The organism is Micromonospora qiuiae (assembly GCF_016863555.1).
Classification (GTDB): Bacteria; Actinomycetota; Actinomycetes; order Mycobacteriales; family Micromonosporaceae; genus Micromonospora; species Micromonospora qiuiae.
In genome coordinates, this window is record NZ_BOPC01000017.1 from 14,033 (window position 1) to 26,903 (window position 12,871).

Annotated in this window: 11 protein-coding genes; 5 read left to right on the forward strand and 6 right to left on the reverse strand. The window is 71.4% G+C overall.

Annotated features, from left to right (window positions below):
* Positions 1-106: 106 nt before the first annotated feature.
* The 4 genes from Vqi01_RS06725 to Vqi01_RS06740 are packed head-to-tail and all read right to left on the reverse strand — an operon-like array spanning position 107 to position 4,540.
* On the reverse strand, positions 107-730 hold the full coding sequence (locus tag Vqi01_RS06725) for a GTP-binding protein (RefSeq protein ID WP_204033697.1): 624 nt from the start codon (positions 728-730) through the stop codon (positions 107-109).
* Positions 711-1,073 (reverse strand): DUF742 domain-containing protein, encoded by a 363-nt coding sequence (locus Vqi01_RS06730; protein ID WP_204033698.1) that lies wholly within the window; start codon positions 1,071-1,073, stop codon positions 711-713. Before Vqi01_RS06730 ends, Vqi01_RS06725 begins: the two co-directional genes overlap by 20 nt.
* A gap of 42 nt (positions 1,074-1,115) precedes the next feature.
* A complete protein-coding gene (locus Vqi01_RS06735) occupies positions 1,116-1,523 on the reverse strand; it encodes a roadblock/LC7 domain-containing protein (RefSeq protein ID WP_030329975.1) in 408 nt (135 codons plus the stop codon).
* Positions 1,520-4,540 (reverse strand): sensor histidine kinase, encoded by a 3,021-nt coding sequence (locus Vqi01_RS06740; protein WP_204033699.1) that lies wholly within the window; start codon positions 4,538-4,540, stop codon positions 1,520-1,522. The genes Vqi01_RS06735 and Vqi01_RS06740 overlap by 4 nt, the downstream gene beginning before the upstream one ends.
* A 448-nt stretch (positions 4,541-4,988) precedes the next feature.
* On the opposite strand from Vqi01_RS06740, the gene Vqi01_RS06745 reads away from it, so the two are divergent.
* The gene (locus Vqi01_RS06745; protein WP_204033700.1) at positions 4,989-6,170 is read left to right on the forward strand and encodes an ABC transporter substrate-binding protein; all 1,182 of its coding nucleotides are present in this window, start codon (positions 4,989-4,991) and stop codon (positions 6,168-6,170) included.
* Position 6,171: 1 nt separating this feature from the next.
* On the opposite strand, the gene Vqi01_RS06750 is transcribed toward Vqi01_RS06745, so the two are convergent.
* Complete coding sequence (locus Vqi01_RS06750) at positions 6,172-7,032, reverse strand: ABC transporter permease (protein ID WP_204033702.1); 861 nt, start codon at positions 7,030-7,032, stop codon at positions 6,172-6,174.
* 100 nt (positions 7,033-7,132) lie between these two features.
* Entirely contained in the window at positions 7,133-8,155 is a 1,023-nt protein-coding gene (locus Vqi01_RS06755) for an ABC transporter substrate-binding protein (protein WP_204033703.1), read from the reverse strand.
* A 267-nt stretch (positions 8,156-8,422) separates the two neighbouring features.
* On the opposite strand from Vqi01_RS06755, the gene Vqi01_RS06760 reads away from it, so the two are divergent.
* The 4 genes from Vqi01_RS06760 (at position 8,423) to Vqi01_RS06775 (ending at position 12,788) form a co-directional block, all read left to right on the forward strand.
* Entirely contained in the window at positions 8,423-9,208 is a 786-nt protein-coding gene (locus Vqi01_RS06760; RefSeq protein ID WP_204033704.1) for an ABC transporter ATP-binding protein, read from the forward strand.
* 2 nt (positions 9,209-9,210) lie between these two features.
* Positions 9,211-10,161: an LLM class F420-dependent oxidoreductase gene (locus Vqi01_RS06765; RefSeq protein ID WP_204033825.1), complete on the forward strand. Its 951-nt coding sequence runs from the start codon at positions 9,211-9,213 to the stop codon at positions 10,159-10,161.
* Complete coding sequence (locus Vqi01_RS06770) at positions 10,158-10,487, forward strand: cupin domain-containing protein (protein WP_204033705.1); 330 nt, start codon at positions 10,158-10,160, stop codon at positions 10,485-10,487. The genes Vqi01_RS06765 and Vqi01_RS06770 overlap by 4 nt, the downstream gene beginning before the upstream one ends.
* Before the next feature lie 78 nt (positions 10,488-10,565).
* Complete coding sequence (locus tag Vqi01_RS06775; RefSeq protein ID WP_204033706.1) at positions 10,566-12,788, forward strand: hypothetical protein; 2,223 nt, start codon at positions 10,566-10,568, stop codon at positions 12,786-12,788.
* The last annotated feature ends 83 nt before the right edge of the window (positions 12,789-12,871 follow it).

A 12,871-nucleotide genomic window follows, 5' to 3' on the forward strand; every position in this document is an offset into this window, starting at 1 on the left:
GACATTCGAGGGGACCCTATATCTTCGCAGGTCAGAACGGTCTTCCGCAACTCCGGGGAGGTGGAGACGAGCGGGGACGTGCCGCCAGAAAACGACAAATTGCCGCTCAGCCGACCGGGGTTGCGTGGCCCCGATCGTGCTCGGCCTGCAGGCGTCGCATGGCGTGCTCGACGACGGTCATCAACACCTGCTTGGCGGACTCCCGCCGCCGGGCGTCGCACAACACCAGCGGCACGTCCGGTGAGATCGCCAGCGCCTCGCGGACCTCCTCCACCTCGTACTGTGGCGCGCCGTCGAACCGGTTGAGCGCGACCACGTACGGCAGGTTGCGGTTCTCGAAGTAGTCCAGCGGTGCGAACGCGTCGGCGATCCGGCGGGTGTCCACCAGGACCGCAGCGCCCACCGCGCCCCTGATGATCTCGTCCCACATGAACCAGAACCGGGTCTGCCCGGGTGTACCGAAGAGGTACAGGATCAGATCCTGCGCCATGGTGATCCGGCCGAAGTCCATGGCGACCGTGGTGGTCTCCTTGCCCGGCACCTTCGATGGATCATCGATGCCGACGCCCGCCGCGGTCATCACCGCCTCGGTGGTCAACGGCGTGATCTCGGAGATCGCACCGACCAGCGTTGTCTTGCCGACACCGAAGCCGCCCGCGACGACGATCTTCGCGGAGATGATTCCCCGGCTCTGGCGGGCCCCGGCGGGGTCATAGCTCGCGAAGTCCACTCAGCACCCTTCCCAGCATTTCCATCCGCTCCACGTATCCCGTGGCGGGAGCGGCAGTCTGTAGCGTCAACAGGCCCTCGGCCACCATGTCGGCGACCAGCACCCGGGCGACACCCAGCGGTAACCGGGTGTACGCGGCGATCTCCGCCAGCGACTCGGGCCGGCCCTCGCAGACCATCGCGATGCGATGTTTGTCATGCCCGGCGAACCGCGACTCGGCGATCTGGGTGGGGCTGGCCATCAGCACCGCTTCCAGTGCGATGTCCTGGCGTGGCTCGGTGCGGCCCCGGGTGACCGCATAGGGCCGCACCAACTCACCGCGTGGGTCACGCCGGTGCTCCATCCGCGATCACCTCCTTCCTCGTCCGCCGTCACACCGCACGGGTTACGACCGCACCGCGTCCCGGGGCAGCGGTACCAGCGCCGCGCCGACCCGCTCCACCAGCAGGGCCATCTCGTACCCCACCTGGCCGACGTCGCAGCTGCGCGCCGCGAGCACCGCCATCGACGAGCCGTCACTGATTGACATCAGGAACAGGTAGCCACTGTCCATCTCGATGACCGTCTGCAACACCCCACCGGCGCTGAACATCCGCGCGGCCCCCTCGGTGAGGCTGACCACGCCGGAGGTGATCGCGGCGAGCTGGTCTGCCCGGTCCGCCGGCAGGTCGCGCGAGGAGGCGAGCAGCAGCCCGTCCGCGGACACCGCCACGACATGGGCGATACCCGCCACGCTGTCGGCGAAGTTGGTGAGCAGCCAACCCATGTCCTGCATGGCAGCCGGCCTGTTCATCGGCTCGTCTCCTTGGTCGAGGTGCTGTTCTGACTCGCGCCGGCCGTCCGGCCGCGCTGAACCCCGCGGTGGTACGCCGACAGCAGGCCGCGTACCTCGTCCGGCGTGCGGCGGCCCCGTTCGGGCCCACCACGCGGTTCGATCCCGCCGGGTACGAGTTGCGCCTGCGGCACCCGCTTCGGCAGGCCGGAGCGGGTGGTACCGGCGGGGATGGGCTCGGCGGCCCGGCTGGCCAGCGACCAGCCCTCGTCAGCCGCCGTCTGCCAGGCGTCGTCCGCCGGCCCGCCGGACTGCGGCGTCGCCTCCGATGCCGCGCCGGGCAGCGGGTCGGCCGCCGGTGGCGTGGTGGTTCCGGCCGCCGCACCCGGCGTACGAGTGGGCAGCGGCTCCCGCCCCCGGGTCGGCTCGACGGCCGGTGGCGTGCCACCAGCGGCCGGCTGCGCCGGCGGCTCGTCGAACTGTGGCCGGCTGAAGATGGCGGTCGCGTCGTCGCCGTGCGCCCGGAACCAGACCGCCTCCATCTCCCGGAAGATCGGCGCCTCGGCCTGCGGCTCGGGCGGGGCGGTGATCGGTCCGGTCGCGGCCGGGGCGGTGGCGGCCAGGCTGGCCCCCAGACCGCCGAAGGCCGAGTCGCCGTAACCCGCACCACCGGAGCTCGGGTTGGTGTTCTCGGCGAAGCTGGCCGGGGCGCCGGCCCCGGCACCGGCGACCGGTCCCACCGGCAGCACGGGCGTGGCCGGCTCGGGGTTCGCGCCACGTCGGGGCAGCGGGTCGAGGGTCGGCTGGGCGACGGTGGGCGTACCGGCGCTGAACCCGCCGGCGAAGGCCGGCGGTCGGGTGTCGGCTCCGGTCTGCTCCGGTGCCGGTTCGGTGGTCGGCCAGGGCGTGGTCGACGTCGTGCCGCTGCGCCACCGATCGCTCAGCGTGGTGGTGGTGGTGCGTCCCGCCCCGCCGAACGGGTCACTGCCGTTCGCCCCTGCCGCCGGGGCCTGCTCGACCGCGAGCGGCTGGCGCGGCCTCGTGATGCTCTGCTCACGTCTCCGGTTCGGCAGGACCACCGTGGCGGCGGGCAGGGTGACCTGTGCCACGATGCCGCCCTCGACGTTGCGGCGCAGGTCGACCCGGATGGCGTACCGGGCCGCGAGCCGGCTGACCACGGCGAGACCCATCAGCCGGAACGCCCCCACGTCCACGCCCGGCGGCTCGGCGAGCCGCCGGTTGAGCGAGTCCAGTTGCTCGTCGGTCAGGCCGAGGCCCCGGTCCTCGATCTGGATGAGGACGTAGTCCCGGATCCGCCGGCCGTCGGCGACCACGGTGGTGTTCGGTGGCGAGAAGCGGGTGGCGTTGTCCAGCAACTCGGCCACCAGCCGTACCACGTCGTTGACCGCGTGCGCGGCCACCGAGACATCCGTGTCGACCGTGCCGAACTCGATCCGGTTGTAGAACTCCACCTCGGACTGCGCCGCTCGCAGCACGTCCACCAGCAACGCGTCGTCCCGGCGCGGCACGGTCGAGTCCGCCCCGGCCAGCACGAGCAGGTTCTCGTCGTTACGGCGCATCCGGGTGGCCAGGTGGTCGAGTTCGAACAGCCGGGCGAGGCGCTTCGGGTCCTCCTCGCCGCGCTCGATCGCGTCCAGCTCACCGATCATGCGGTCGACCAGGGTCTGACTGCGCCGGGCCAGGTTCAGGAACATGGCCGAGACACTGGCCCGCAGAGCCGCCTGCTCGGCCGCGACCCGGACCGCCTCACGGTGTACGACGTTGAACGCCGAGGCGACCTGACCCACCTCGTCGCGGTTGTCGAGCTTGATCGGATCCCGTACCTCGCGGACGATCTTCTCGACGCTGCCGTCGCTGAGGTTGCCGATCTCCTGTAGCCGGCGCACCGCCTCCGGCAGGTCGTGGTTGGCCACCGAGAGGGCGCCCTCGCGCAGGCGGCGCAGCGAGTGGTTGAGCGAGCGGGCCAGCACCACCGCCAGGGTCACCGCGATGAGCAGGGTGAGCAGCACCAGCGTCGTCTCGATCACGGCCTGCCGGACGACGTCCGAGCGGGCCTGCTCGGCCTGGTCGAGCAGGCGGTCCTGCAACTCGATCTCCGCCCACCGCATCAGCTCGTGCACCGCGCCGATCGCTGCGGTGGCCTCCTCGGCGGTGACCGGTGAGCGCTGGTTCACCGAGCGGCTGACGTCGGTGGCGATCCGGTCGGCCAGCACCACGGCGTCGCCGGAGACGGTGCGTTCGACCAGCGCGCGCTGGACGGGGTCGGCGGCCAGCGAGAAGGCCAGCAGCGCCTCCTGCTGACCGGTCAGCGTGGCCACGAAGGCGGAGAACTGCTCGTTGTCCAGCCGACCGGCGGACAGCGCGGTGAACGTGACCGACTCCTCCTCGGCGACGGCCGCCTTGGCGCGGGCGAACGAGGCAACTGCCCGCCGGCTGTCGGCCAGGCGCTCCTCACCGGGCAACTGGGCCAGCCCGTCACCGTAGGCGACCAGGTCGGCCAGGACCACGCCGTAGCGCAGGGCCGCCTCGGCCACCTCCATCTGCTGCCGGCCGAGGATCTCCTGCCGGGTGCCGTCGAGGGTGTCCAGGTGCTCGTCGATGGCCGCCAGCCGCTCGCGTACGGCGGAGGGAGCCCCATCGACCTTGGCCCGCTCGACGCGGTAGTCGTCGATCCGCTCCTGCGTCCGGCGAACCCGGAGCTTGTACGCGTCGGCCTGTTCCTGCCCCGGCCTGGCGAGGTAGGCGGCGGCCGCCATCCGCTCGGCATGCAGGTCGTCCGTCAGCGCCGAGACGTTGGTGAAGAGCGCGGTGAGCGAACGGGCCTGAGTCGCGTCGTAGGCCCCCGCACCGACGGAGACCAGGCGGACCGTGGCCAGTGCGATGACCGCAGCGACCGGAACCACCAGGATCAGCGCCAGTTTGGACCGGATCCGCACGTCCCCTAGACGGGGTAGCCGAGGGCGTCCGGTCTGCGCGGCGTCACCGCTGGCGGGCAGGGGCGTCGGTCCGGTGCTCACGACATCGCCTCCGTCGGTTTCTCCACGCCTGATCCGTCGATCCGTGGGGGCAGCGACGGCCGGCGCCATGCGTGGCCCGGCCGCGATTTCATCAGACGGGATCGTGTTTGGGAAGCCGCAGGAGGGCAGAAAACGGTTGGAGGGCGCGCATCGACTGATCGGAACAACTAATACCTACATTTCGCCGGTGCCCTTGATCAGGGCAGGTACCTCCAGAGTGGCCACGCGTGTCGCGAGCGTGAGCATCGGAAAACATTGCGTTACCCCAACATGTGGGATTCGCGTCCCGAAACGCCGCCGATCGCCCCGCTTGACCACAGCGCCTGGCATTGGCAAGGTTTTGCAGGCTTCCGCGCACACCGTACGGCAGGCGCACCCCTAATCTCCACTGTGGATGGTCGCGCCGCCGGTGACCGGCAACGCACCATGCCGCATCAGGAGGAAACAGTTGACGACGTTCCGCTCCGCGAGCGCCGCGGCGCTCGCGTCGGCCTTGCTGGCCACCACCCTCACCGGCTGCCAGTTCGGTGGGCAGGAGCAGGACACCTCTCCCATCGTGATCGCCGCCGACCTGGAACTGTCCGGCGCGGCGGCCGGCGTCGGAAAGGCGTACCGGCAGGCCCTGGAACTGAAGCGCGATCAGTTGAACGCCTCGGGCGTACTGAACGGCCGATCGATCGAACTCCTGGTGAAGGACAACCGTTCCGACGCCAGCGAGTCGCTGCGCAACGTGGCCGATTTCAGCAACGACCAGCGAGTCAGCGCCATCATCATGGGCGGCTGCCATGAATGCGCGGTCGGCGCGGCCCGCACCGTCAACGAGAAACAGGTCCCCACCGTCGCGCTCGCTGCGGCCGACGCCGTCGCCAACCCGGTGGCGGACCGCCGATACATGTTCAAGCTGGCGCCCAACCCGGCCGACAACGCCAGCGCGCTCACCGTCGAGCTGAGCCGACGCAGCATCGACACGGTCGGCCTGTTGCGCAGCAACGACCCCTACGGGCGGGAGGGCGCCACGGCGTTGCGCCGCGAATTCGACAAGGCCGGCATCAAGGTGGTGGCCGAGGCGTCGGTCCGGGACACCGACACCGAGGTCGACCGGCAGGCCAACCAGCTGACCTCGGCCGCGCCTGAGGCGCTGGTCATCTGGACCCCGCCGGAGCAGGCCATGCTCGCCGCGAGCGCGGCCCGGCGCCTCGGTTTCACCGGCGGCCTGTTCCTGGACGCCCTGGCCGCGGGGGACCTCTTCCTCGGCCCGTCGGCCAAGGCCGCCGAGCGGGCGACCCTGGTCTTCACCCAGACGTTGGTGATCGACGATGTGATCGCCACCACGCCCGCGAAGGCCGCACGCCGACAGTGGTTCCAGGGCTACACCGCCCGTTTCGGCGGATACCACGGCTCGTCGTCGTTCGCCGCGGACGCCGTCCAGCTCATCGCCGATGCCGAACTACGGGCCGGTGGGCAGGCCGGCCAGGTCGACCGGGAGGGCATCCGGAACCTGTTGGAGACCTCCCAGCTGGACGGCCTGTCCGGGCCCATCCGGATGACGCCGGACAACCACTCCGGACTGATGCCCCAGGCGTTGACCACACTGGTGGCCCGCAATGGTCGGTGGCGGCTGGCGAGCTGACTCAGCGGCTGGAGGTGGTCTCCCGCAGCCAGGGCAGGCTGCGGCGCTCAAGGAGCACCAGCGCGGCGTAGAGCAGGATGCTGACACCGGCCACGAGCATGATCGCCGCCCAGGCGGTGGCGGTGTCCCCGATGCCCGCGTACTGCTGGATGACGTACCCGAGACCACTCTCCCCGGCCTGGAACTCACCGATCACCGCACCGATCGCGGCCAGCGGCATGGCGACCTTGAGGCCGACGAAGATCTGCGGCAGCGCGGCTGGGAAGCGGACCTTGCGGAACGCCTGCCAGCGCGAGGCGTTGTAGGAGCGGACCAGTTCGGCCAGCTCCGCCGGAGTGGTGGTCAAGCCGGTCGCGGTGGAGAGCACGATCGGGAAGAAGCAGAGCAGGAACACCATCGTCAGGATGGGTTTCTGGCCCCAGCCCAGCGCCACCACCAGCAGCGGCCCGAGTGTGATCTTCGGTACCGCGTTGATGGCGACCAGCAGCGGGGTGAACATCCGCTCGACCGTCCGGGAGGCGGCCAGCGCCAGACCGAGCAGCACTCCCGCCCCCGCGGAGAGCGCGAAGCCGAGCAGGATCTCGCCAGTGGTGTCGAGGGTGTGCGCCAACAGCCGTTCCGGCCGCGCGGCGAAGGCCGCCAGCACGTCGGCGGGGGGCGGCAGGGCGGCGGGGTGGATCAACTCCAGCCGGGCGACCAGCCACCAGAGACCGAGGGCGATCAGCAGACCGGCGACCGGCAGCAGCGCCGCGGTGGCGACGGGCCGCAGGTCGTCGGAGCGCCATCGCCGGCCGGGCGATGTCGCCGGGGACGGCGCGGGCTCGAGCGCCGCCTCCGGCTGCCGTGGGCGCACGTCGGTCATCGGGATCCTCCTGCGATTCGGGTGCTCTGGCGCGGGCAAGGGAAGGGGTACGCCCCACCGGTCGCCCGGTGTGGCGCACCCCGTGTCGGTACCGTCAGCCTCAGGCCTTTGGCACGAGATTCAAGTCGATGACCTGATCGGGGGTGAGGTCCGACTTCAGGGCGCCGGCACCACGCAGGATCGCGATGCTCTTGGCGACCCGACCGCTGTCCAGCGTGCCGAGCGCGGTGCCGGAGTTGCTGGAGCGGACGTAACCGGCCATCAGCTGCAGCTCGGCGGCGGCTGCGGCAGGGTTCACCGCCTCGGCGTTCTTCGCCAGGATCTCCGCCGCCTCCTGCGGGTTGGCCAGGGCGTACTCCAGACCCTTGAGCAGCGCCGCGGTGAACCGCTTGACCATCTCCGGCTTCTCGCTGGCGATCTGCTTGGAGGTGATCAACACGTTGCCGTAGAGGTCGGTCATCACGTTGCTGTACGGCAGCAGGACGGCCTTCTTCTTGGTCACCGCCTCGATGGTCGGCTGGCCGACGACGAACTGGCCGATGCCGTCCACCGAGCCCGAGGCCAGCGTGCCCATCAGCGTCTGGGCCTCCCCGTTGACCCAGGTCACCTTGTTGTGGTCGACGCCCGCCATCCGCGCGTACGTCGGGAACAGGTTGCGGACCACCGAGCCGGGGGTGTCGGCGAGCTTCTTGCCCTCCAGGTCCTTCGGGGTGTTGATGCCCGTGCCCTCGACGGTGGCGATGGCGGCCATGGTGCGCTGCTGGATGGCCGCCACCGCGACGAAGTCCTTGGCGTCACCGTTGCCGAGTTGGAGCAGAGAACCGGTCAGGTCCACCGGGCCGAAGTGCGCCTGCCCGCCGACGATTGTCTGGATCACCGCGCCGGTGCCCTGCCCGGGCTTGATCTCCACATCGAAGCCGGCGTCCTTGAAGAAACCCTTCTCCTTGGCCACCCAGGCGTACGAGTCGCGCCCGAAGTTGCCGAAGGAGGTGAGGTAGGTCACCTGCTCAAGGGATGAGCCCACGCCGCCCTTGCCGTCGGCGTCGTCGGATCCGCATGCCGAAACCAGGGCGAGCGCGGTGGCCATGGTGGCCGCGGCGACCGTACGGGTCAGCCTTCTCATCAATGCACCTTGTCCTTTCCAGCCGGGGTGTCGAGCCGCCGGGAGGGAGTTGTCGGGCGGCACCGGCAGCCGGGGCGGAAGCCGACACCGCGTACGTGGGGGACACTTCGCGGGCACAGCGTACGAGAACATCACCTTTGCGACGCCAGGCGTATCCGGTTGCGGAACGGATACAAAGGGTTGTCCACCCCGGACGGTGCGATACGGGTCCGGGCGGATAGCCTTTGGCGGATTTCTGACCGCCCACTCAGCGGAGGCTCGCCGGAAATGATCCGTCTGTCCGAGGTGTCGCGCACCTTCGACGGCCGCGCCGGCCGGGTCGAAGCGCTGCGCGGAATCGACCTCGACGTGGCCGAGGGCGAGTTCGTCGCCGTGCTCGGCCGCTCCGGATGCGGCAAGTCCACCCTGCTGCGGCTGATCGCCGGCCTGATCCCGGTCACTTCGGGCGAGATCGCCGTGGACGGCAAGGCGGTCAGCGGACCACGGCCGGACATCGCAATGCTGTTCCAGCGACCGGCCCTGCTGCCGTGGCGCACAGTCCTGGACAATGTCCTGCTGCCGGTGGAGATCTTCGGCTGGAAGCGCGCGGACCACCGAGACCGGGCCCGGCAACTGCTGGACGTCGCCGGGCTGGCCGGCTTCGAGAAGCGGCTGCCGCATGAGCTCTCCGGTGGCATGCAGCAGCGGGTGTCGCTGTGCCGGTCGCTGATCGGCGACCCCCGGGTGATGTTGATGGACGAGCCCTTCTCCGCGCTGGACGCGCTCACCCGGGAAGAACTGGCCGGCGAACTGCAACGAGTGCACATGCGCAACGGCGCGACGGTCGTCTTCGTCACCCACTCCATCGACGAGGCGGTGCTGCTCGCCGACCGGGTGGTGGTGCTCAGTCCGCGCCCCGGCCGGATCCGCAAGGTCGTCGAGGTGACGATTCCCCGGCCCCGGACCCTCGGCCGCAACGCCCACCTGGCGGAGGTCGCCCAGGTCAGCGCCGACCTGCACGAGCTGCTGATGGAACGCGACCAGCCGGCGAACGTCGGCGCGGAGAGGCGATGAACGTGCGGGTGACCGTCTTCACGGAGCCGCACCGGGGTGCCAGCTATGACGAGCAGCTCCGGTTCGCCCGACTCGCCGAGGAGAGCGGGTACGACGCCTTCTTCCGGGCCGACCACTACCAGTCCATGAGCGACGAACCGGCACTGCCCGGCCCGACCGACGCCTGGCTGACGCTCGCCGCGCTCGCCCGCGAGACCAGCCGGATCCGGCTGGGCACCCTGGTCACCTCGGCGACCTTCCGGCTGCCCGGACCACTGGCGGTCATGGTGGCGCAGGTGGACCAGATGAGCGGCGGCCGCGTCGAACTGGGCATCGGCGCCGGCTGGTACGCCCGAGAGCACCTCTCGTACGGCATCCCGTTCCCCGGCACCAGCGAACGCTTCGACCGGCTCGGCGAGCAACTCGAAGTGATCACCGGCCTGTGGCGCACCCCCTCGGGCGCGGCCTTCAGCTACACCGGTGACCACTACCGGCTGATCGACGCCCCCGCCCTGCCCAAGCCGGTGCAGACCCCCGGGCCGCCGGTGATCGTCGGCGGTCGCGGCGTCAAGCGCACCCCGGAACTGGCCGCCCGGCACGCCGACGAGTTCAATGTGCCGTTCACCAGCGTCGAGCAGACCAGCGAGGCGTACGAGCGGGCGCGGGAGGCGTCGGAGCGGGTCGATCGCGCCGCCACCGGACGCCCACCGCTGATGCTCTCCGCCGGCATCGTGGTGGCCATCGGGCGGACGGACGCGGAATCCCGGCGACGAGCCGCGCCCCTGAACGTCAAGAGCGCTCTGCCGCCCGAGGACCAGGTGGTCGGCTCGCCGGAACAGCTGGTCGACCGGATCGGTGAGTTCGCGGAGATCGGCACCGAGCGGGTCCACCTACGTCTGATCGACCTGACCGACCTGGATCACCTGGAGCTCATCGCCGCCGAGGTGCTTCCCAAACTGAAGGGAACCAGATGACCGAATCACCGCTCGACCCTCACTCGCCCGAGGCGGACCTCGTTCTCGGTCCGGTGGGCCAGGAGATCGTCTTCGAGAACGACCGGGTGCGGGTCTGGCACATCCGGCTGGAGCCGGGCGAGGGGCAGCCGCTGCACCGGCACGACCACCCGTACCTCGTGGTGGCCGTGCAGGGCGCGAAGAACGTGATCCAGACCGTCGACGGCGTCAAGATCGATGCGGACGAGCCCACCGGCGGGGTGGTCTACCGCGATCCGGGCGCAGTGCACATGCTCACCAACATCGGCGACACGACATACCTGGCCCGGCTGGTCGAGCTCAAGTAAAACCGCCGCGAGCAGCTACTCCGTTCTTTTCCGGCGCGCCGGTGGCGATCGGTGGCGACGGACCGTAACGTGCCGGTCATGGCCCATCGGACGTTGATCCGGCTGATGCTCACAGCGTTCGGCGTCAGCCTGCTGGTCGGGGCCGGCCAGCTCGGCCTCGCCTTCGGCTTCGGCATCATCAGGCTCACCGGCGCCTTCACCGGCGCCACCGCCAACCAGTGGCCGGCCCAGCTCGTCTGGGTCGGTTGGTTCGTGATGAACGCCGCCGTAGCCGGCGCCATGCTCACCGAGCAACTGGCCCGTCGTGACGAACGGCTCACCGGCACCGAACGGCAGGTGGCCGTCGCCGCCAGCGCCGCCCTGGGCGCCATGGTCGTGGCGCCGTTGTGCATGCAGCCGGCCCGCAGCGCCGAGGTCGTGACGATCGATCCGGTATGGGCTGTGGCCATCTGCGCCATGCTCGGCGCGGTGATCGGCGTCGGTGCCGCACTGGCCGTGCTGATGCGGCCACCGTTCGCCTGGAACGTGGCCGCCGTCGCCGGGGTGATGTGGCTGCTGGCGCTGCTGGCGGTCGCCCCGGCGCTGGGGGCCAGTGGGCCGCTGGCCCCGGTACGTCTCGGCGTGCTGGAACCGGCATGGCTCGACGCCGACACGGCGCAGCAACTGGCCCTGCTGATCCTGCCGACGCTGACCCTGCTGGTCGGTGCGGCGACCGGAGGGTTGGCCCGCTGGTACAGGTATCCCCCGCTGGTCAGTGGGCCGAGCGGCGCCGCCGGACCGCTGCTGGTGGCGTTCGCCTACCTGGCCGCCGGGCCAGGTGGCATTGGTGATCGCTACCAGCTTTCGCCGTACTACGGGGCCCTGATCGCCGTCGCCGTCGGCGCGCTCGGCTCGGCCGCCGCCGCGCTGGTGCCCTGGTCGCCCGGCCGTTCCCCGGCGACGGGAGCCATCGAGCCGAGCGCAGTCCTGCCGCCGCTGCCCGCCACGCCAGCGCTGCCCACGCCGACCGGCCCCAGCACCAGCGCGGAAACCAGCACCAGCCCGGCCACCGCCCCCACCAGCCCGGCCATCGCCACCGGCCGCGGCCCGGATGCGACCGCCAGCACCAGTACGCCCACCGCCGCGAAACCGCTGCGGCCAGCCGGCCGACCGCCCGTACTGCCGCTGGCCGGCGGCGACACCGCACAGCAAGCGGAGCCGCTCGGCTCGCCACCGCACTGGCACTGGCCAGACGATCGGATCACCCCACGCACCCCGCCAGCGACGCCGGGCACGTCGCTGCCCGGACCTCCGCCGGCCAATGTGGTCAACCCCGCCGCCTCGCCCCCGGTCGCCCCCACCCCCGCCGCCCCAACCCCCACCGGCTCGCCCCCCACCGGCTCGACCCCCACCGCCTCGACCCCCACCGCCTCGCCCCCCACCGCCTCGCCCCCCGCCGTCTCGACCCTCGCCGGCCCGGGCATCGACGAGGGCGGCCCCCACCGACCGGCGGACGCCATGCCCGTCGAGCCCTCGGTCGACTCGTCGCCGGTGGGCGACGGCAGCGACATTCCGGCAGCGGTGCGGACCACAGCCCCGGAGAGCGCCCCGACCAGCGGCACCCCGACCAGCGGCGGCGCGGGCGAGGCCACACCGGCCGAGGCGCCACCACGACCCCGGCACCAGTTCCCGATGCCCGACCTGGGCCGGGCGACCACGTGGAAGCTCACTCCCACCCAGCAGCCCGCTCCGCTGCCCACAGTCGACGAACACGTCCCCCCGGTCGACGCCGAGCCACCGGCCCCCGGCCAGAAGGAGCCACGACCGGCTGAGACCGAGCAGCCGGCCGACCACCAGAAAGAGCCACGATCGGCCGGAGGAACGGAGCCGGTCGCCGGATCGGAGGCACCACCAGCCGGTATCGCAACCGATCCCGGCCCACCGGGCGGTCCGGCCCGACCGGATCCTGCGCACGACGCGGCGGCGACCCGCAGCGCTCCCGTTCCGCGCATCTCCACCGACCCGGCAGCTGCCATCCGCGATGTGTCAGCCGCGTTCACCAGACCGCCCGCCGCCCGCGCGGAAGAGGCACAGCCGGACGGCGGCGACCGCCGCGACAAGAGCGGCCGGCGCGGTCTGTTCCGACGCGGCGGGTCGCGCTCCGATGCCACGGCGGCCGAGCGCGAGGAACCGCTGGCAGCCCAGGACGAAGAGTACGTGCACTGGGTGGCCGAGCTCAGCCGCCCGATCGCCGACGACGAGCCCGCGCCGAAGAAAACCCGCCGTTCGCTGCGACCCAGCGGCCGGCACCACCGCGACTGACGCCTCGCCGAGCGCCCGAGCGACCAACTGATGACGAACACTCGGACCGCCGCAGAAGACGGCGGTGCCCAGTCGACGTGTTC